This window comes from Qipengyuania sp. RANM35 (assembly GCF_041021145.2).
GTDB classification, from domain to species: domain Bacteria; phylum Pseudomonadota; class Alphaproteobacteria; order Sphingomonadales; family Sphingomonadaceae; genus Qipengyuania; species Qipengyuania soli.
The window spans coordinates 1989879-2009660 of record NZ_CM196433.1; the positions used below are offsets into that span (position 1 = coordinate 1989879).

Consider the following 19782-nt stretch of genomic DNA (forward strand, 5'->3'; position numbering starts at 1 on the left):
GCGAGAGAGGAGAGAGCGTGCAGACCTTCGTCACCGAAGCGATCGAATGGCCCGAAAGCGCACCCGCATTGCGACGCAAGGTTCGCGATCTCGTCGATGCACATGGCGAGAAGGACCCCGTCAGGCGCGCCAATTGCTGGACCAAGGCGGATCCTGAATTCAGCCGCAAGCTGGGCGACGCGGGCCTGCTCGGCATGACCTGGCCGAAAGAATACGGCGGCCACGAGATGAGCCAGCTCGAACGCTATGTGGTGATCGAGGAACTGCTTGCCGCGGGCGCTCCGGTGGGTGCCCACTGGATCGCCGACCGGCAGAGCGGCCCCCTGCTGCTGCGCCTTGGTAATGAGGAGCTGAAGCGTCGCTGGGTGCCCGGAATGGCCCGCGGCGAAATCTTCGCCTGCATCGGCCTCAGCGAACCCAATTCCGGGTCCGACCTCGCCTCGGTCCGCACTTCCGCCCGGCGCGACGGCGATGAATGGGTCATCAACGGCCAGAAGGTCTGGACCACCGGCGCGCATGTCGCGCACATGATGATCGCGCTGGTCAGGTCAGAAGCCGGGTCGGAGCGACAGGCGGGCCTGTCCCAATTCGTCATCCCGATGGATGCGCCCGGCGTCACCATCAAGCCGATCATCGACCTCACCGGCGCACACGAGTTCAACGAGGTGTTCTTCGAGGATGTCCGCCTGCCCGCTTCGGCACTCTTGGGCGAGGAAGGCAACGGGTGGAAGCAGGCGACTGCCGAACTGTCGCTCGAGCGCTCGGGACCCGAGCGTTACCTCTCCTCGATGGTGCTGTTCCTGGAACTGGTCCGGTACGCGGGACAACATCCGGACCCTGCCGTGACGCAGCTTGTCGGTCGCCTTGCAGCCGAAGCCTGGACACTGCGGCTCATGAGTGCCTCCGTCGCGGCCAAGCTGGCGCGCGGCGAGGATCCGGCGCTGGAGGCGACCATCGTCAAGGACCTCGGCAACAGTTACGAGCAGGCCATTCCCGAACTCGTGCAGGCCTTGGTCGAGATGGACATGGCGAGCGACGATGCTCTCGCGGCCGTCACCGGATACCTGCTGCAGGTCTCGCCCAGCTTCTCGCTGCGCGGCGGGACACGCGAAATCCTTAAGGGCATCATTGCAAGGGGGCTGGGCCTGAGATGACCGACACCCGCCGCATGCTGGCCGAGATGGCCGATCCGCTGTTCGCCGAACTGGGGGCAAGCGCGACGCTGGAACGCGATTGGTCGCGCGTCGAGGAACTGGGTTTGCCGCAGCTTCTCGTGCCCGAAGCCGAGGGAGGCTTCGGCGGCAACTGGGAGGACGCCTTGGTCGTCTTCCGCCTCACCGGTTTCCACGCACTTTCCCTTCCCCTTCCCGAGGCAATCGTCGCGACGCGGGCGGAGGCGGGCAGCGAAGAGCATTACCTGATCGGGGCATTCATGCGTACCGCGCAGATCGCAGGTGCACTCGACGCGGCATTGGGATTGTCGGTCAGCTATGTGAATGAGCGCCAGCAGTTCGGCAGGCAGCTGGGCAAGTTTCAGGCAGTGCAGCAGAGCCTGGCAAGTTTTGCCTGCGAAGCGGCAGCAGCGAATTGCGCCGCGGTAGGTGCGGCGCAGGCGCTCGACCGGGGTGGCGCTCGGTTCGAAGTTGCGGCCGCGAAACTGCGCGCAAATCGTGCGGTTGGCGTCGGGGCGACTGTCGCGCACCAAGTGCATGGCGCAATCGGCTTCACGCACGAATACCCGCTGCACCACCTGACCCGCTCGCTATGGAAATGGCGCAGCGACTTCGGGAATGATTCCCACTGGTCAGCCGTGTTGGGAGAGGCCGTGATCGCTCAAGGGGCCGATGCATTCTGGCCTGCACTCGTCGAACGCAACGATCAGGCGGCCTGATCAGCACTGGAGACAAACTCCCGGAAGCAGGGTGAGAAGAACTTCTGTCCTCCCTCGGATTGGGCTTTGCGGTGATTTCTTCGTAATAGACGCCAGATGAGCGACATGCCGAACCTGACCCATCTTCAGCGCCTCGAGGCCGAAGCCATCCACATCATGCGCGAAGTGGTTGCCGAAACCGAGCGTCCGGTCATGCTCTATTCGATCGGCAAGGACAGCGCAGTCATGCTGCACCTGGCACGCAAGGCCTTCTACCCCTCGCCTCCGCCCTTCCCGCTGCTCCATGTCGACACGACATGGAAGTTCAAGGACATGTATGCCCTGCGCGAAAAGGCAGCGCGCGAGGCCGGGATGGAATTGCTGGTCTACCAGAACCCGGAGGCCAAGGAGCGCGGGATCAACCCCTTCGACCACGGCCCGCTCCACACCGACATGTGGAAGACGGAAGGACTGAAACAGGCGCTCGACAAGTACGGCTTCGACGCCGCCTTCGGTGGCGCCCGCCGGGACGAGGAGAAGAGCCGGGCGAAGGAGCGCATCTTCTCATTCCGCACCGCCAGCCACGGCTGGGATCCCAAGAACCAGCGCCCCGAGCTGTGGAACCTCTACAACGCCCGCAAGAAGAAGGGCGAGAGCATCCGCGTCTTCCCGATCTCCAACTGGACCGAGCTCGACATCTGGCAATACATCATGGCCGAGAACATCGAGATCGTGCCGCTCTACTTCAGCGCCAAGCGACCCACTTACGAGCACGACGGCGGCCTGTTCATGGCCGACGATATCGAGCGAATGGAAAAAGTGCTCGGTCGCGTTCCGGAGATAGTCGAGCGCTCGGTTCGCTTCCGCACGCTCGGATGCTTCCCGCTGACAGGGGCGGTGGAGAGCGAGGCGGCGACGCTCAGCGAAGTGGTTCAGGAGATGCTCCTAACCACGACAAGCGAGCGCCAGGGCCGCGTCATCGACAAGGACGCAGGTGATGCTTCGATGGAGAAGAAGAAGCAGGAGGGCTATTTCTGATGCCCACCGACACCAGCTATCGCACCGACGCCCTGATCGCCGAGGACATCGACGCCTATCTCGCGCAGCACCAGAACAAGTCGATGCTGCGCTTCATCACGTGCGGCAGTGTCGACGACGGCAAGTCCACCCTGATCGGGCGGCTGCTCTACGATTCCAAGATGATTTTCGAGGACCAGCTTGCCGCACTCGAAAGCGACAGCAAGCGCGTCGGCACGCAGGGGCAGGAAATCGATTTCGCACTCCTCGTCGATGGCCTCGCGGCGGAACGCGAACAGGGCATCACCATCGACGTCGCCTATCGCTTTTTCGCGACCGAGAAGCGCAAGTTCATCGTTGCCGACTGCCCGGGTCACGAACAATACACGCGCAACATGGTGACCGGCGCGTCGACCGCCGACCTGGCCGTGATCCTGATCGATGCACGAAAGGGTGTGCTGATGCAGACCCGCCGCCACAGCTTCCTTTGTCACAAGCTCGGCATCAGGAACCTCGTCCTTGCCGTAAACAAGATGGATCTCGTCGGTTACGACCAGGCGCAGTTTGACGCGATCGTCGCCGACTACGCCCATTTCGCTGAAAGCATCGGTATCGCAGGTTTCACCGCGATCCCGATCTCGGGATTCAAGGGCGACAATATCACCGTCCTCTCGACGGACACGCCATGGTATTCCGGGCCGACACTGGTCGACCATCTGGAGACAGTCGAAATCAGTGCGACGGGCGATGCCGACGGGCCGTTCCGCATGCCGGTCCAGTGGGTCAATCGCCCAAACCTCGACTTCCGTGGCTTCAGCGGGCTGATCGCAGCCGGATCGCTAAGGCCCGGCGACAGCTTGCGCTCGCTCCCCTCCGGCAAGACGAGCAAGGTGAAGTCGATCGTGACGATGGATGGCAATCTGGACCATGCCATCGCAGGTCAGTCCGTGACCGTGTGCCTCGAAGACGAGATCGATTGTTCGCGCGGTGACGTCCTCGCTACTGCCGATGCCCCGCCCGAAGTTGCCGACCAATTCGAAAGCACCATCGTCTGGATGGACGACGAACCGATGGTCGTCGGTCGCGCGTACTGGCTCAAGCTCGGTTCGCAAACGGTCAGCGTGACCGTGGCCGAACCGAAATACGAGATCGACGTCAATTCGATGGAACATCTTGCAGCCAAGACGCTCCACCTAAACCAGATCGGGGTCGCCGAAATCACGACCGACCGGCGCGTGGTCTTCGAGCCCTATGCGGAGAACCGGGCGCTCGGCGGGTTCATCCTGGTCGACAAGATTACGAACCACACCGTCGGCGCGGGCATGATCCATTTCAGCCTGCGTCGCAGCCAGAACGTCCACTGGCAGGCGACGGACATTACCCGGGCGCACCATGCGGCGCTCAAGAACCAGACCCCGCGTGTGCTCTGGTTCACCGGCCTGTCGGGCTCGGGCAAGTCGACCATCGCCAACGAGGTCGAAAAGAAGCTGGCACTGATGAACCGCCACACCTTCCTGCTCGACGGCGACAACGTCCGGCACGGGCTGAACAAGGACCTAGGCTTTACCGAAAGCGACCGGATCGAAAATATCCGCCGCATCGGCGAGGTTGCCAAGTTGATGACCGATGCAGGCCTCATCGTCCTGACCGCCTTCATCAGCCCCTTCCGTGCCGACCGCCAGTTAGTGCGGGACATGATGGACGATGGCGAGTTCATAGAAATTCACGTCGACACTCCGCTGGAGGTTGCAGAGGCTCGCGACGTGAAGGGTCTTTACAAGAAGGCCCGCGAAGGGAAGCTCAAGAACTTCACCGGGATCGACAGTCCCTACGAAGCACCTGAGGACCCGGAAATTCGCGTAAACACGGTCGAGATGACCCCCGAAGAGGCCGCAGACTTCATAATCTCGGAGATCCTGCCACTGAAATAGGCAGGAATGCCGATGTCAGCCGGGGCTCTTCGGCCCGGAACCGCTCTGGATGGCAATCAGGCCCGCACCGAAGAAAGTCAGGGCACCGCCGATGAAGACATTGGGCGACGCCACGCCTTCGGGAGCATAGCCTGCAAAGCAGCCGGCGCCCTCGGCCCAGTCGAGCCAGTCCTGCCAAGTGTACAATTTGTCCGTTTGGCTGTCGCGATAGGTCTTGCCGAAATGGCGCCAGCTATCGGGCGAATGCCCCGTGTCGAGCCAGTCGGTGTATTCCGGTTTGATACGGCTGCAATTCCATGTGCCCGGCTCATCGAGTGCGCCCGGTGTGTCGGAGGCAATCACGCCAGCGGCGGTGGCGCCGCTTTCCTGCGCCGATCCCGAAACCGCGCAGAGCATTCCTGCCGCCGCAGCGATAATGATGGGTTTTGTTACGCGCATGGAAGCCCTCCGCTCCGCGCAGGATAACCTCTTGGAGGTTAAAGGGCAATGACCGCAGCGGCTACGGTATCTTGGTCAGGCTGCGCTTCCCTTGGTCGGGATGTCCTTGAAGGGAACATCCTTGTCGACCCGGATATCACCGGGAAGACCGAGCACGCGCTCGCCGATGATGTTGCGCAGGATCTCGTCCGACCCGCCTTCGATGCGTGTCGCCGGTGAGCGCATCAGCATGGCCTGGAAACGCCCGTTCTGGGGGCTGTCCTCGTCCCAGACGACGCCAGCCTCGCCCTGGAGGTCCAGTGCGAACATGGCGAGTTCCTGCAGGGTGGAGCCTGCTACCAGCTTGCCGATCGAGTTCTCCGGCCCGGGTGTTTCTCCCTTCGACAGCGCCGATATCGCCCGCATGCCGGTATACTTGAGACCACTTTGCCTGACCGCAAACTGTGCGAGCCTGGAGCGCACAGCCGGATCGGCAACTGCAGGCTTGCCGTCGATCTCTGCGTCCATGCAGTATTTGAACAGGTCGGGGAATCCCGCCGACATGCCCGATCCGATGGAGAGGCGTTCGTTCATCAAGGTCGTCAGTGAAACCTTCCAGCCCTCACCGACCCCGCCGAGCCGCTGCGAATCCGGAATGCGTACATCGGTGAAATAGACCTCGTTGAAGCCGGACGCTCCATTGGCCTGCTTGATCGGCACGACCTTCACGCCGGGTGAATCCATGCGCAGAAAGAACATGGTCAGTCCCTTGTGCTTGGCCACGTTCGGATCGGTGCGGGTGATGAGGAGGCCCCAGTCCGAAATATGAGCCCCACTGGTCCAGATCTTCTGGCCATTGATGATCCAGTCGCCGGAGCCATCCTCGGCCCTGGTCGCGCGAGTGCGAAGCCCGGCAAGGTCGGAACCGCTGGCCGGTTCCGAAAAGAGCTGGCACCAGATCTCCTCTCCACTGGCAAGCGGCGGAAGCAGCTTCTCCTTCCACTCCTCGCTGGCCCAGGCCATCACCGTCGGCCCGCACATGCCCTGTCCGATAATGAAGGTCCCGGACAGGGTGCCGTAGACGCCCTCTTCCTGCCCCCAGATGACCCTCTCGATCGGAGTACGGGCACCGCCGCCGTATTCCTTTGGCCAGTGGAGGCAGGCCCAGCCTGCATCGGCCTTCTTCTTCTGCCACGCCTTGGCCGCCGCGACCGGATCGATGCTCTTCAGGCCGCTCGAGCCGAAGCTGGCCTGCTTGAGTTCGTCCTCTAGGTGCTTGGGCGCATTCGCGTCGATCCAGGCGCGCACTTCCTTGCGGAACGCGGCTTCCTGCGGGGTGTCGTCGAAATCCATTTCCCGGGCCTTTCGTTCAAGCCGCAGCTTCGAGATTGCCTGCGCTCATCCGTTCGATGAGCAGGCTCTCCCAAGTGGAGAGCGAACCGAGTGCAAGCGCGAGCGCGTTGGAGCGGCGGTAGTAGAAGTGGCAATCGAACTCCCAGGTGAAGCCCATGCCGCCATGCGTCTGGATGTTGTTCTTTGCGCAGTGCTGGAAGGCATTGGTCGCGGATACGCGTACCGTGGCCGCAGCAATCGGCAATTCTGCTGCGCTGGTGGCCAGCGCCCATGCTCCGTAATAACAGTTCGACCGCGCGAGCGTGGCCGAGACGTACATGTCGGCCAGCATGTGCTTGATCGCCTGGAACGACCCTATCTGGCGTCCGAAAGCCATGCGCTCGAGGGCGTAGTCGCGGGCCATCTCGAGCGCGCGGTCGGCACCGCCCAGCTGTTCGAATCCGATCAGGATGGCCGCACGGTCCATGACCTGCGTCGCGATATGCCACCCGTCGCCTGCACTGCCGATCAAGGTGGCCGGTGCGCCGTCGAACGCGAGACGCGCCTGGCCGCGCGTGGGATCGATCGTGCTGAGAACTTCGCGACTGACGCCATCCGACGCAAGATCAACCAGATAGAGCGAGAGCCCATGGCCATCGTTCGCCAGCACGATCGCGAAATCGGCGATCGCGCCGTCCGCTACGGGCGACTTCGTCCCGTTGAGCCTGCCGCCTTCGACTGTCGCGCCTACCTTTTCGGGGCCCATCCGGCCGGTGCCTTCGTTGATCGCCCAGCAGCCTATCGCCTCGCCTGCCGCAATCTTGGGGAGCCAGCGGGCCTTCTGCTCCTCGGTTCCCGCCTGCAGCAGGCATTCGGCAGCGAGATATACAGATGACGCAACCGGGACTGGCGCTAAAACACGTCCCAGTTCCTCGGCGACCACGCACAGTTCGAGATGGCCGAGACCGACACCGCCATATTCCTCCGGAATTGCCGCGCCCAGAACCCCGAGCTCTGCCAGTCCGGCGTAGAGGTCGCTGTCGTACTGTGCATCGGATTCAAGGACCCTTCTTACGCCAGACGGAGGGCAGTGATCCGCGAGGAATCGCCTGACCTGTTGCCGCAATTCGTTCTGTTCGGCGGAGAAATCGAGATTCATTGGTGTCCTGCCCTCTCGTTCACGCAGCTTCCGCCAAGTCGCGACGTCGCACCAGGCGCCCTGGAAGAGCACCGGTATGTACGCCGTCTCGATAGGTCACCTTGCCTGAAACGACGGTCGCGACGATCCCCTCTGCCCGCTGGTGCATGCGCTTTCCGCCCGCAGGCAGGTCGTATTCGATCGTTGGCACATGGAGGGTCAGGTGGTCGAGGTCGATCACGTTGAGGTCGGCCTTCATGCCCGGCGCGATCCGCCCGCGATCGGTCAGCCCCACAAGTGCCGCAGGACGGCTGGTCAGCTCGGCGATCGCGTCCGGAAGGTCGATGCGTTCTTCAGGTGTTGCATCGCGCGCCCAGCGCTGGAGGTAGAAGGTCGGAAAGCTGGCATCGCAGATCAGGCCATAATGCGCTCCCCCATCGGCCAGTGCCATGACGGTGTGCGGGCTGCCCAGCATTTCGCGAACGTTCTTCAGATCACCATCGGTGTAGTTGGCCGCAGGGAGGTAAAAGACTGCGCGCCCGCCATCTTCGAGCAGGGCGTCGTAGGCATATTCATCGAGCGACAGATTGGCCGCCTCGGCCCGTGCATCGACGCGGTCTTTCGATTCCGGCTCGTAATTCGGCTCGCCTTCCCACTGATAGGTGGCGCGAAATGCCGCAATCAGCATCAGTGTGGTGGGATTGGAATCTTCCGGTGCTTCACTGAGCAATCTCTCGCGGAAGTTCCTATCGCGCATGATCGCGACGCGTTCCGCCAGCGGCAGGTGCGCTATCGCTTTGTAGCTGGGGTGGCTGCTGAAGTGGTGCAGCGACAGATCGAGCCCGAAGAACATGCCGACCGGTCGCGGCGCGACTTGCCCGCGGATTTTCAGGCCGTCTGCAGCCGCCTGCTCGAGCCCCGCCATATGGTACCTCCAGCCGTCACCGGGCTGGTTCGGCACGTCGAGAAGGGTAAAAGAAACGGGTCGACCCGATTGCTCGGCAACCTGGCGCAGGATCGGAAACTCGACCTCGGCAGGCTCCATCGGCGCAGGAATGATCTGGAAGACGCCGCCATCGGCATCGGTCAGTCCGCCGGCAAGGGCGCAAAGCTCGTCGACATCCGAATAGAGGCTGGGCGCAAGATCGCCCGCCTTAGTGCGGTGCATGACATTGCGCGATGTCGTCACGCCAAAGGCACCCGCTGCGATCCCCTCCGCCACCAGGCTGCGCATGGCTGCAAGGTCCTCGGCAGTCGGCGCTTCCTTCCTCGCGGCACGTTCGCCCATCACGTACACTCGCAGCGCAGAATGCGGGATCTGGGCGGCAATATCGATATCGAGTTCGCGCTTGTCGAGTGCATCGAGATACTCGGGAAAGGTCTCCCAATTCCATGGAAGTCCCTCGACCATGACCACCTCGGGGATATCCTCGATCCCCTCCATCAGCTTGACCAGTGTGTCACGCTCTCCCGGGCGGCAGGGGGCAAAACCGACGCCGCAATTGCCCATCACCGCTGTCGTCACCCCATGCCCGGAAGACGGAGAAAGGCGGTCTTCCCACGTTACCTGGCCGTCGAAATGGGTGTGCACGTCCACGAAACCGGGCGTGACGATCTTTCCCGTGGCATCGATGACCTCGCCTGCATCGCCCTCTATATCGCCCACCGCGGCGATGACACCGCCGGCAATAGCCACGTCGCATATCCGCGCGGGAGCGCCCGTGCCGTCGTGGATGGTCCCGCCCCGGATAATGAGGTCGTAGTGAGCCATGGCTGTTCTCTCCCTTCTTCCAGGCAAGCCGGAATCAGTCCCTATTCGCAATTGATTCCACAGGGGGACCACGGGAGCAAAGGGTTTCTGACGGTGTCCGGGGCGCAGCGGTTCTGAACGTCGCCAGCGCGAGGTCGACCTGTTTGGTTTGACAGCACCCCATACAAGCGCTCCAAACTTGACCGGAGAGAGGACCTTGCATGACCGACGACGCTGGCCACCCACAGCCGGAAGTTCTCTACGAGGTGTCGGACCACGTAGCCACCATCACGCTGAATCGCCCGGAACGGCGCAACGCGCTGAACTGGAACGCCTATGCCTTGCTGGAGCAGGCACTGCGCGATGCTTCGGCGGACAACGACGTGCGCTGTGTTGTCCTCACTGGGAGCGATCCTGCCTTCTGTTCCGGCGATGACGTGATGGAGATAATGGCTGGCCCGAAGAAGTTCGCGAGCCCGAAAGACCAGATGACCGTAAGTCACAAACCTACACCCGCTGCCATGGCTGCACTGGAATGCGAAAAGCCCATGATTGCCGCCGTGAACGGGGCGGCTATCGGCTGGGGGATGGAGCTTGCCCTCTACGCCGACATCAGAATCGCTTCCGCAAATGCCAGGTTCTCGGAAATGTTCATCAAGCGCGGGCTGGTTTGCGACGTCGGCGGCTTTTATCGTCTTCCTGCAATCGTGGGGCCGGCGAAGGCAGCCGAGTTGCTGTTCACCGGCGACATCATCGACGCTTCCGAAGCGGAACGGATAGGCCTGGTCAGCAACGTCGTGGCGCACGACGCGCTTCTTGGCGAAGCCTACGCGTTGGCCCGGCGCATCGCCGTGAACCCGCCGCTCGCGCTGCGGTTCATGAAGGAAGGTCTCTCACGCAGTGCATACGGTGATCCGCAGGAAATAGGCGCATGGGCCATCGCCACGATCAGGCGACTGATGGAAACCGAGGACCACAAGGAAGGCGTCGCCAGCTTCCTCGAGAAGCGCGAGCCTGTCTTCAGAGGTCTGTAGGCACCCAGGGAAGCGGCGCGCAGCCGGACGCGTCTCCGACAGCCCAATCCGGACATAGGGCTAATTGCCTAAAATCGGCTCAGGTTCGCCTTTACCCAAAGACACGCTAAGTCTGGACGCATGACCGAACGGCGCAGCCTTCGGAAATAATTTTCCTCAGAGCAGGTTTGGAGAGTGAGCGCCGCCATGCCCACATCAGAGGCAGGTTAGCGGCTTCGAAGAGCATCACGCAGTGTCTCAGATTGGGTGGAACGAAGCTATTTACTCAGTCGAATGACGGGTTGTTCAGCCACTCGCAGCAACAGGGTAGAAATTGATCTGGTCCTTCCGCAAAATCAAAGCTGCAAGGAAACTGCGGCGGACAGTGCATGGCTGTCGCTGCTATTCGCGATCAACCCACGGTAGTGCACGCTTATCTCTGTCGAGCCGGAAACGCCGAGAATGGCCGACAGGTCTAGTACTCCCGCGTCTCGCGAACCGTGTGCGCCCACGATTTCGAAAACTGGTCCGCTTTCGAAAGCCAGATTGGCTGAGCTTCGGTAGCCGCTGAACACGTGTTGCCAACCGATTTTGCCCTCGAAACGGAGGAGTTCTTCGCGCGAGGTGGCGAAATTTACGCCCGTTATGCTTTCGGCAGATGTTACCTTTCGGCTGGCGCCTGAAAGTGCCGCGACGCCGCCCATTTCGTCGAACCTGTCCACGTCGAGGCGCGCAAATGCGAAGCGGGCAAAAGGTTCGATACTGGCACCGGCTGCACGCAATTCGTGACCTACCTCCACGAAAGCGTGAAGCGTCTTGCCATCATATCCCGCCGTAAGCTGTTCACCGAAATCGCCGAAGGACGGTTTCCGCGACGTATTGACCGTGCTGTGCGCGTATCCCGCGCCGGCTCGCATTCGTGTATCGCCCGCGCCCATGCCGACGTAGCCTGTCAGATGGAATGAATGCAGGTCGGCCCTCGACAGGCGCTGGTCCAGCTTCACCTTGCTGTCGGTGTAGGCAGCCGCGACCCCGACCACGACACCATTTGTCAGCACAAATTGCGCTCCGCCCACGACACCGACCAACTCCTTGTCGACCGACGCCGTGTCCTTAACTTCGTCGAAGCTGCTCCAACTGCCGATCATCTCTGCCCAGACCGATGCCGCATTCTCGCTGTGGATAGCATGTTCAAGAACGGTCTGGCGTATCAGCCTCACATCATCGGCCAAGGCTGTCTGCGCGCTCGCATGGACTTCTCCGGAGAGGACGTCGAAAGCCGTTCGCGCGTCATCTTCACCCAGGAGAAGGATCGATTCCACGACAGGGTTTCCAAACCCCAGATCTTCCACGGCACCTGCGACCTGCTGCTGGTTGTAGGTCTGGGCGATGTCAGTGAAGGCGATCTCGTTACGGCGTAGCGTCAGGGTGACTGCATTCGGCAGATATTCGAGCACAGGGAAGAGGAAGGCGAAATCCGAAGTCGCCCCGTCGAACTGCCCAGTGACCCCGCCCGTGGCCGTAAGGATCGTGTAGGCGGTCGACGGATTGAAATCGCCATCGGGTCCGACATGAGCGACTGTGCCCCCCTGGAGTAACGCCGAGCCCGTCACAGAAATCAGGTCGCTTGAGGTCCCGCTTGGATCGACCTCCACCTCGTAAACCGAGCCGGCGGCAAAGGTCATGTTCCCGGTGACATTGAGCGTGCCGATGGAATTGCCAGGCGCGACCACTCCACCCGATCCGATGGAAAGCGTGCCAGTGGTCCCGGTGCCCACCAATCTGCCGCTGCCTGACACACTCATGGCTCCGCCGATTGCGCCAGCCATGTCGAGCGTCCCGCCGACAAGATCTACTGCTCCGCCGAAACCGGAGCTGTCGGCCAGAAATCGGGTGTATCCGGCAAGGTGGCGGACCAACCCTTCACCCGACAACACGGGCTCGAAGGCGTAATCGGTAGCCGTATGGTTGAGCACGAGGGTTCCGGCTCCCTCGCCAAAGGCCACCGTGGGTACTTCGAGCACACCTGGGATAGTTGGCGATTCACTAGCCCCTCCACCAATATTGACGGTTCCCGCGGCTCCCGCTTCCCGCGCAACTGTTAACGACGGGGACGACAGCGTCCCGCCATCGCTAAGGGTCAGATTACCGACTCCGTTCAAGCCCAGGATAATCTCGTCGGAATTGGTCCAGCGCGATCCCGCACCATCGATGGTGATGGTTCCTGATCCGCTGCCTCCTCCTCCGACTGCTGTGTAACCAGTGACGAGGTTGCCGCCATTCACTATGACAAGGTTGGCGTTGCCAAGACTCCCGAAGTCTAGCCCGACCTCACTTGCCCAAAGCGAGCTGGTCCCATCTATCGTGATCGAGGCCGAGGAACCTGAGTAGGAGGAGACATAGGCGACATCGTTCCTCACGGTGCCCCCGTTGGTGATTGCCAAGGAAGCATGCCCATGTTGCGCAACGAAGACGTTGTCACCGATGTTCCATGCCGATCCGGAACCGTCGACAGTTACCAACCCATCAGAACCGCTTTCCCACCCGACGTAGCCGAACAGGCTGTTGACTGATCCGCCATCAGCAATTGCGAGGCTGCCTTCCCCTTCAAAGCCGATGTAAAGCGGATCTGCGATCGTCAGGTTCGACCCGGGACCAACGACCCTCACTTCGCCTAGCGCTTCGGATCCCGCCCCGATCACGCCTGCGGCTGCCGTCACGCTCCCGCCCCTTGTGATTGCAAGCGTAGCGGCCTCGAAGTCGCCGACGAATAGAATACCGCCACTTTCCAGCAAGGAACCGGCGCCATCGACGTTGACCTCGCCTAGCGCATCCGATCCGATGACGGTGTCAAACCCGTTGGTGACGCGGCCGCCGTTGGTGATCGACAGATTGCCGTCGCCCCGCCACCCGACAAAGAGGTTGCCCCTGTTCGTCCATGACGACCCCACGCCATCGACCGAGACCGAACCGTCCGAACCGACGCCGGCACCGAGGTATCCAAAGAGGTCCGAGACAGTGCCGCCGTTGGAGATCGACAGCTCCCCCGATCCCCTTGCCCCGACGTAGAGATAACCTGAGTCGTCGCCCGAATTGAGATCACCATCGAGGTAAACTTCGCTTCCGTCGCGCACTACCAAGGTCGCTTCGTCGCCGGGATCGGCTGCGATGACGATCTCGTAAGTTCCATAAATGGCTCCACCATCGCCGACCACCAGGGTCCCGCCATGCAGCATCGACGATCCAGAATAGTCGCTCTGACCGGCGAGGATGGTTTGACCGGCATAATGGTCGAGCGCACCCGCGCCAGTGACCGAAGGAGCAAAAACGTAACCCGTGTCGGTGTGGTTGAAGACCAGCCTTCCAGTCCCTTGGCCAAAAGACACAACGGGGGCGTCGATCAGCCCCGCACCGGCAGCGGCATCACCGGCCGCTGCGCCGATGTTGACGGTTCCGACCGAACCGGCCTGCTGGGCAACAACTACGGAGCCAGCCGAGACCCGCCCGCCGTTCGCGAGGGTCAGACTTCCTGTGCCAACCCTTCCGACGATGACCTCACCGGTATTTTCCCACGCCGAACCGGCTCCATCGATCACGACATCGCCATCGGAATCGGCCCCATATCCGATGATCCCAACCGTGCTGCGAACAAAGCCACCATTGGTTATTGCCATCGTACCCGAGTTGAAGACGCCCACATAAAGGTTCTGGCTATTCGTCCAGGACGAACCAGCCCCGTCGATCGTGACGGAGCCGAACCCATTCGAGACGCGCGCGACGTAGCCATTCCTGCTGCTGACGGTTGCTCCGTCTGATATCGTCAGGCTTCCGGTGCCGTTGTAGCCGATCGCCAGGTCACCGCTGTTTGCCCAAGCCGAACCCGCTCCATCGACGGTGACCGTGCCAACCGCGTCTCGCCCGCTGCCGACGAACGCGAAATTGTTGCTGACTTCTCCTCCGCCGGTGATGGTCAGGTTCCCCACGCCAGCGTTGCCGACAGTGAGGGTTCCGGTAGTGGCCAGGTTCGAGTTTGCCCCATCTACGGTGACTGTTCCTTCCGAACCTGCGTAGCCTCCCATCTGGACTTGCAGACTGCTCACCACCCCGCCGTCAGTAATCACGAGACTGCCAGTGCCGGTGTTGCCTACAACCAGGCCATCGCCGATGTTCCACGGGCTCGCTTGCGTTCCGCTCCCGTCGCCTCTGACGGTCTCCGTATCATCATTGTCGATCACCACCTGCGCGAGAGCGGGGGACGAATGGGTGAGAACTGCGAGGGCCGACCCCGTCAGGAGCATCCTCGCGATGATCCCTCTTTCCGACCGGATTGCGGCAGGGGACGAGACGCGACAGGCGAATACGGGGCGAGATTTCATGGGTATCTCCGATGCGATCGATGGTCCGGCACGGAGTCCGGACGAAGAGGCTGTCGAATTGGTAGTGTGAGGCTTGGAAGGGCCATTTCCGGCTCGCCGGCGTCAGCGCAGCACTCCATGGGGGCATCGATCATCCTCAGATCGATCTGATGAAAAAGCCTCCGCCCGACGGGGCGCCCGTGCTGCCAGCAGGGAAAGCGGCGATCAGCATTCCCGAGCCGCCCTGGGCGAAGCCAATTGCGCGTTCGCCCAGCTGGTCCTGCAGGCTGGTCCTCGTTCTTCCGATGGTCGCGGCGCTACCGCTCTTGGGAAGCTGGGTTGGATAGCCGCTGCCCGCGGAAGGTGCCGTGCGCGAACCGGTTGCCCAATTGCCGCGATAGTCAGTCAGGAAGGTATCACCAGGCAGGAATGTATCGCCCGGCAGAAAGGTGTCGCCGGGCAAAAACGTGTCGCCCGGCAACGCCGAGCGTGCCGGAGGCCTAGTGCGGTGCCGTGCCAGCGCTTCAGCGGAGAGAACACGCTTCTCGGTCCCGGCGAGCCTGCCTTGCACAACCTTTACGAAATAGACTTCGACTCCTTTTCGCGCAGCGGCTTCATCGGCGGAAATGTAGAGCGAGCGGGCCAGCAGCGAGACATATTGCTCGCCGTCCGTACCGTTGATCTCCCGCTGGTTGGCTAGGACTGCCCTTACAGATGGGCCGCCTGCAGACGAACCTACGCTGAAGTCGACGGTAGGGGTCCCATGGACTGCAACCGCCGCCTGCGGTAGCGCAACCATCAGAACCAAAGAGCCGTACAACGCCATTTTCTTCAACCGCATATCCGTCCTCCCAAAACCTGCGTGGTGATTGCAAAACGCAAGTCGGGGGCCTTTCCCGCCAAGCCATTGGCCGAATTTGCGAGTGGCGGGTTTGCACCCGCATTTGCGTGTTCCCCTTCGAAACCGGCCTTGGGGCCATGATCGAGGGGAAGGTGAGATGGAGATCAAGCATGGTGTGATGCTGGGAGGCGCAGCCGCGCTGGCATTAATGGCGGCGGGGACAGTGACGGCGCAGGGTAACCTGCCCCAAGTCGATGTGACGCCCAAGGACATAGGCGTGTGCAAGGCGCCGACCAGCTATCAGGGGACCGACGAGGTACTGGCCTGTTATTGTCCGGAAAGCGCCAACGATCCCAATCATTCGAGTGCTGTCTGGGGCAGCGACATCTACACGGCCGATTCCTACACCTGCAAGGCTGCCCGCCATGCCGGCGTAATCGGCAATGCAGGCGGTCATGTGATCTTGCAAATGCTGCCCGGCCAGTCGAGCTACCGCGGCAGCACGCGCAATGGTGAGCAGACCCGCAGCTACGGACGCTATCGCGCCAGCTATCGGTTCGTGGAGACTGCCCCACCGATGCAGGCCGATGCAGACGATCCCTCGACCGAGCGGCTCGTTTCGGACCTTCCCGACTTCGACATGTCGATGATCTTTTCACCGAAGAAGAAGCAGTCGGGCCTTGGCAGCGTGCTCGGCGCCATCGGCCGCAGGGCCAGCAGCGGGACGGTTCGTGATGCAGCCAACGTGGGTGCGGAGCTCGCCAACATGCCGGGAGGCGGAAAGGGCGCGGAGGACATCGGCAAGTGCACCAGCCTACCGCCCAAGTACCGAACGGAGGCCTTCAAGCTCCTGAGCTGTACCTGTGATGCGAACTTCAGCGTCAAGTCGCCGATCTGGGGCACGGGTCTCTATTCGGGTGACAGCCATGTCTGCAAGGCGGCCCTTCACGCCGGAGCGATCGGACTCGAAGGCGGGCGTGTCGCCTTCCAGACGCTGGTCGACCAGCCTTCCTACACCGGTAGCGCGCGCAACGGTGTCGAAAGCATGTCCTACGGCGAGACCAACCGTCTCGGCGCCTACCGGTTCGTGGAATAGGGAATTTCGTGATGAGGAATTTGAAGATTGCCTCGGGCATTGCCGCCACCCTGCTGATCGTAGGGTGCGGCGACGATGCCTCGGACACGCTCGAGTATGATGGAGAGTCCGGCTCTGTATCGGCAGACCTCTCCTACGAGGACGGAGACGGACTAGGTTCGGTCAACCTGCCTCGGCCCGATTGGATGCCTGCTTCGCTGCCCTTGCCGAAGGATGCTCACATCTACGTTACGACCGAGAACAAGCTCGACGTGAGGCCGATCCGGATGCTTCAGGCCCGCAGCATGGAAGAGCCGGAGAAAATCGCTGGGAGCTTCATGGAGTGGGCCAAGGCCAATGGGTTGGACCCGAAGGACCAGAGCTCCCCATCGGTGCCCCACCTGACCAACATCTCTTTCAATGACAGCAGCGGGCATCCGAGCACGTTTCAGGTGATGCGAAACGAAGGAGAGCCTAACAACATCGTGATCGCGATCGTGGGCGACCTGCCCGGCTGACGGTCAGAGCCGTCTGGCTGCGTCCCGGCACGGATCTACCAACCGCGCCGGGACGGATGCCCCGCCCGCCTCCAGTGCTTTCAGTGCCGGCCCAATATGCCCGGCCGCCTCAGCACGCCTTCCTTGTCCTGCCAATGCCATCCCGACACGGCAACGTGCCGTTTCGGTGGCGAAATGCCCTGGAGGCATTGTCGTTGAGAGATGCGCGAGAGCCGCCCGAGCATCACCTTCTGCCTCCTTGTTACGACCGAGCGCCAGCGAGAGTTCGGACCGCGTCAGAGCAGGAAAAGCCCGCCGCGGGTGCGTCTCGGGCAGAAACTCGCGGAACGAGGCGTCCGCAATCGCAAGCGGTTGCTCTGCTGCCGAGTACTGCTTCGCCTGGACCAGAGCAGCACCGAGATTCTGCGCCACTTCACCTCGTGCCAGCCCTGCAGGCTGTGCATCGAGCAGCAGGCGATATTCGCCAATGGCTCTCTCGACCTGACCCGCGGACATCAGCGCAAGCGCCAGGTTGTTGCGGTGGGCCAGCGTAGAAGAATGGGCCGCGCCGAAAGCGGCTTCACTTATGGCCAGGGCCTCGCGATGACGCTCAATAGCTGCGGCCGTGTTGCCAGCTTTCTCCTCCAGACGCGCGTAATCCGACAAAGGCAAGGCGAGGCGCGGGTGGCGATCACCGTAATACGTCTTCACCAGCTCAAGCGCTCGCTCGATCTCTTTTCTCGCGGGATCGAGTTCGCCCAGCCCTGCCAATGCGCGCGACAGACCGGACCGGATCTCGATTTGCCTCGGTTCGGAGGCGTTCGCCCCGGCCTGCGCGAGAGCCGTCTCGAATAGGGTCTTCTGGGCCATCCAGTCTCCCTCTTTCGACCAAGCGACCGAGACGAGTGCATCGACAGCCCGCGGGTCATTCCCGCTGGCCTTTGACAGTAGGATCGTAGCTTCGTCTGCCAGTTTGGCGGCCGTCTCGGCATCGCCAGCCTTGGCGGAAATATCGGCAAGAAACGCCTTGGCCTCGGCTTCGCGCACCGAACCGGAAAGACCCGCGGCGGCAACAGCGTCCAAGCTGTCCTTTGCAAGCGCTGCAGCCTTTTCCGTATCGCCTGCACGCAAGTGAGCCCGTGCAGTCCAGTTCATCAAGTCGGCCAGCATGGCCGGATCGTCGGCAATCGTGTCGCGTGCCGTCGCAAGCGTTTCGTCCAGCATCTTCGCTGCTGCATCAGGTTCAAGCCCGAGGCTGTCTGCCTCCAGCAAATCCGCTCGGCGGAACAGCTCCAGCAAGACATCTTTCCCCCGCTCCTCCCGGTCGGCCGCTGCAAGCGCGGCCTGACGCTCTCGATCAATTGCGGCAGCCGAAAGAGTTGCTGTGACGGCCCAGCCTGCCGACCCCGCGACAATCAAGAGCCCCAGTGCAGCTGCAAGGCGGTTGTGACGGACCAGCCGCATCGCTGCCTGCCATGGAGTATCGGGCAAGGCGACTACCGGCCGGTCCGCGATTACCGCGCGCAGATCTGCTGCGAGCTCAGAAATGGCATGGTACCGGTTCTCGGGTTCCACCAAGGTAGCGCGCGCGATTACGGCATTCAGCGGCCTCGCCTGATCTTCCGCATCGACAACCTGATCTATCAGTCGACCGAACTGGTAGATGTCGCTGGCAGCTGTCAGTGCCTGGCCCTGAGACTGTTCAGGGCTGGCGTATCCGGGCGAGAACCCCTCTGCCGCCCCAGCCCGCCCGAAATCGTCCAATGCCTGTGCGATACCGAAGTCCAGCAGCCGCACACGACCTTGCTCGTCGATCAACAAGTGTTCGGCTTTCAAATCTCCATGGATGACGAGGTTTGCATGGGCCTTCCCGATGATCTCCGCGGCAGTGGCCAAAAATTCAAGGCGCTCTTCGACAGGCAGCCCTCGCTTCGCACAGTAGGAGTCGATCGGTTCTCCGGCGACCAGCTCCATGACCAGCCACGGCGAGCCAGTCGCCGTTTCGCCACCATCAATTATTCGTACGATGCCCGGATCGTCGAGGTTGGCGAGCAGTTGCCGCTCGCGCTTGAAGAGTTCCCGCGCTGCTGACCCCAAGATGCCACCGCGCAGTATCTTCAGCGCGGCGCGCTGCTCATACCGCCCGTCCGCGCGGCACGCCTCATAGACCTCGGCCAATCCGCCACTGCCGATGTGCGAGACGATCTTCCAGTGCCCGAAGGCCCGACCAATGCGGGGATCTGCGCCACCACCCGCCGCTTCTTCCCCCAGAATTCCTTCGAGCGTCGCTTTGCGCTGACCCTCAAGCTGCTCGAACAAGGAACGGCTGCGCTCTTCCTTTTGCAGCAGTCGGGTGATTTTGCCGAGGATGTCGGGTTGTGCCGCGAACTGGTTTTGCAGCCACGCTGCCCTTTCTTCGGGGGGTAGATCGAGCGCCGCATCGAAGGCCGCATCCACGACCTGGCGGTCGTTTCCTGATTCAGGAGGTGTGGCCATCCGATTCTTCCGCTTCTTTGCGTAATGCCTTCACCCGCGAATAACGCAGT

The 19782-nt window shown here is 62.1% G+C and carries 15 protein-coding genes; 8 read left to right on the forward strand and 7 right to left on the reverse strand.

Annotated elements, in window-relative coordinates; all coding sequences use genetic code 11:
* The first annotated feature begins 17 nt into the window (after window positions 1–17).
* The 4 genes from RAM60_RS09940 to cysN all read left to right on the forward strand — a co-directional run bounded on the left by RAM60_RS09940 (window position 18) and on the right by cysN (window position 4818).
* Window positions 18–1154, forward strand: a complete 1137-nt coding sequence (locus RAM60_RS09940) for an acyl-CoA dehydrogenase family protein (RefSeq protein ID WP_369026903.1) — start codon at window positions 18–20, stop codon at window positions 1152–1154.
* Window positions 1151–1891, forward strand: coding sequence for an acyl-CoA dehydrogenase family protein (locus RAM60_RS09945; RefSeq protein ID WP_369026902.1), 741 nt, complete (start codon window positions 1151–1153; stop codon window positions 1889–1891). The genes RAM60_RS09940 and RAM60_RS09945 overlap by 4 nt, the downstream gene beginning before the upstream one ends.
* A gap of 96 nt (window positions 1892–1987) precedes the next feature.
* Complete coding sequence (gene cysD / locus RAM60_RS09950) at window positions 1988–2908, forward strand: sulfate adenylyltransferase subunit CysD (protein WP_510639683.1); 921 nt, start codon at window positions 1988–1990, stop codon at window positions 2906–2908.
* A complete protein-coding gene (gene cysN / locus RAM60_RS09955) occupies window positions 2908–4818 on the forward strand; it encodes a sulfate adenylyltransferase subunit CysN (protein WP_369026901.1) in 1911 nt (636 codons plus the stop codon). The genes cysD and cysN overlap by 1 nt, the downstream gene beginning before the upstream one ends.
* A 15-nt stretch (window positions 4819–4833) precedes the next feature.
* Here the strand turns inward: cysN and RAM60_RS09960 are convergent, their stop codons facing one another.
* The 4 genes from RAM60_RS09960 to RAM60_RS09975 form a co-directional block, all read right to left on the reverse strand.
* The gene (locus RAM60_RS09960; RefSeq protein ID WP_369026900.1) at window positions 4834–5256 is read right to left on the reverse strand and encodes a hypothetical protein; all 423 of its coding nucleotides are present in this window, start codon (window positions 5254–5256) and stop codon (window positions 4834–4836) included.
* Between the two features lie 75 nt (window positions 5257–5331).
* Entirely contained in the window at window positions 5332–6588 is a 1257-nt protein-coding gene (locus tag RAM60_RS09965) for an acyl-CoA dehydrogenase family protein (RefSeq protein ID WP_369026899.1), read from the reverse strand.
* 16 nt (window positions 6589–6604) lie between these two features.
* Entirely contained in the window at window positions 6605–7726 is a 1122-nt protein-coding gene (locus RAM60_RS09970; RefSeq protein ID WP_369026898.1) for an acyl-CoA dehydrogenase family protein, read from the reverse strand.
* Window positions 7727–7745: 19 nt separating this feature from the next.
* Entirely contained in the window at window positions 7746–9476 is a 1731-nt protein-coding gene (locus RAM60_RS09975) for an N-acyl-D-amino-acid deacylase family protein (protein WP_369026897.1), read from the reverse strand.
* Window positions 9477–9676: 200 nt separating this feature from the next.
* Here RAM60_RS09975 and RAM60_RS09980 point away from each other — a divergent pair, with 200 nt between their 5' ends.
* Window positions 9677–10489, forward strand: coding sequence for an enoyl-CoA hydratase/isomerase family protein (locus RAM60_RS09980; RefSeq protein WP_369026896.1), 813 nt, complete (start codon window positions 9677–9679; stop codon window positions 10487–10489).
* 335 nt (window positions 10490–10824) lie between these two features.
* Here the strand turns inward: RAM60_RS09980 and RAM60_RS09985 are convergent, their stop codons facing one another.
* Entirely contained in the window at window positions 10825–14766 is a 3942-nt protein-coding gene (locus tag RAM60_RS09985; protein ID WP_369026895.1) for an autotransporter outer membrane beta-barrel domain-containing protein, read from the reverse strand.
* Window positions 14767–14773: 7 nt separating this feature from the next.
* Here RAM60_RS09985 and RAM60_RS09990 point away from each other — a divergent pair, with 7 nt between their 5' ends.
* A complete protein-coding gene (locus RAM60_RS09990; RefSeq protein WP_369026894.1) occupies window positions 14774–14914 on the forward strand; it encodes a hypothetical protein in 141 nt (46 codons plus the stop codon).
* 66 nt (window positions 14915–14980) lie between these two features.
* Here the strand turns inward: RAM60_RS09990 and RAM60_RS09995 are convergent, their stop codons facing one another.
* Entirely contained in the window at window positions 14981–15664 is a 684-nt protein-coding gene (locus RAM60_RS09995) for a hypothetical protein (protein WP_510639684.1), read from the reverse strand.
* Between the two features lie 157 nt (window positions 15665–15821).
* Here RAM60_RS09995 and RAM60_RS10000 point away from each other — a divergent pair, with 157 nt between their 5' ends.
* Window positions 15822–16760 carry an LCCL domain-containing protein gene (locus RAM60_RS10000; RefSeq protein ID WP_369026892.1) on the forward strand — a complete coding sequence of 313 codons (939 nt, stop codon included), beginning with the start codon at window positions 15822–15824 and terminating at the stop codon, window positions 16758–16760.
* Window positions 16761–16771: 11 nt separating this feature from the next.
* Window positions 16772–17257 carry a hypothetical protein gene (locus tag RAM60_RS10005; RefSeq protein WP_369026891.1) on the forward strand — a complete coding sequence of 162 codons (486 nt, stop codon included), beginning with the start codon at window positions 16772–16774 and terminating at the stop codon, window positions 17255–17257.
* Between the two features lie 3 nt (window positions 17258–17260).
* Here the strand turns inward: RAM60_RS10005 and RAM60_RS10010 are convergent, their stop codons facing one another.
* A complete protein-coding gene (locus tag RAM60_RS10010) occupies window positions 17261–19732 on the reverse strand; it encodes a protein kinase domain-containing protein (protein WP_369026889.1) in 2472 nt (823 codons plus the stop codon).
* Window positions 19733–19782: the final 50 nt, after the last annotated feature.

Excerpts from the sequence above, each read along its gene's own strand:
- RAM60_RS09945 (WP_369026902.1), top strand. The coding sequence starts at position 1,151 with ATGACCGACACCCGCCGCATGCTGGCCGAGATGGCCGATCCGCTGTTC.
- cysD (WP_510639683.1), top strand. The coding sequence starts at position 1,988 with ATGAGCGACATGCCGAACCTGACCCATCTTCAGCGCCTCGAGGCCGAA.
- cysN (WP_369026901.1), top strand. The coding sequence starts at position 2,908 with ATGCCCACCGACACCAGCTATCGCACCGACGCCCTGATCGCCGAGGAC.
- RAM60_RS09960 (WP_369026900.1), bottom strand. The coding sequence starts at position 5,256 with ATGCGCGTAACAAAACCCATCATTATCGCTGCGGCGGCAGGAATGCTC.
- RAM60_RS09965 (WP_369026899.1), bottom strand. The coding sequence starts at position 6,588 with ATGGATTTCGACGACACCCCGCAGGAAGCCGCGTTCCGCAAGGAAGTG.
- RAM60_RS09970 (WP_369026898.1), bottom strand. The coding sequence starts at position 7,726 with ATGAATCTCGATTTCTCCGCCGAACAGAACGAATTGCGGCAACAGGTC.
- RAM60_RS09975 (WP_369026897.1), bottom strand. The coding sequence starts at position 9,476 with ATGGCTCACTACGACCTCATTATCCGGGGCGGGACCATCCACGACGGC.
- RAM60_RS09980 (WP_369026896.1), top strand. The coding sequence starts at position 9,677 with ATGACCGACGACGCTGGCCACCCACAGCCGGAAGTTCTCTACGAGGTG.
- RAM60_RS09985 (WP_369026895.1), bottom strand. The coding sequence starts at position 14,766 with ATGCTCCTGACGGGGTCGGCCCTCGCAGTTCTCACCCATTCGTCCCCC.
- RAM60_RS09990 (WP_369026894.1), top strand. The coding sequence starts at position 14,774 with ATGATCCCTCTTTCCGACCGGATTGCGGCAGGGGACGAGACGCGACAG.
- RAM60_RS09995 (WP_510639684.1), bottom strand. The coding sequence starts at position 15,664 with ATGCGGTTGAAGAAAATGGCGTTGTACGGCTCTTTGGTTCTGATGGTT.
- RAM60_RS10000 (WP_369026892.1), top strand. The coding sequence starts at position 15,822 with ATGGAGATCAAGCATGGTGTGATGCTGGGAGGCGCAGCCGCGCTGGCA.
- RAM60_RS10005 (WP_369026891.1), top strand. The coding sequence starts at position 16,772 with ATGAGGAATTTGAAGATTGCCTCGGGCATTGCCGCCACCCTGCTGATC.
- RAM60_RS10010 (WP_369026889.1), bottom strand. The coding sequence starts at position 19,732 with ATGGCCACACCTCCTGAATCAGGAAACGACCGCCAGGTCGTGGATGCG.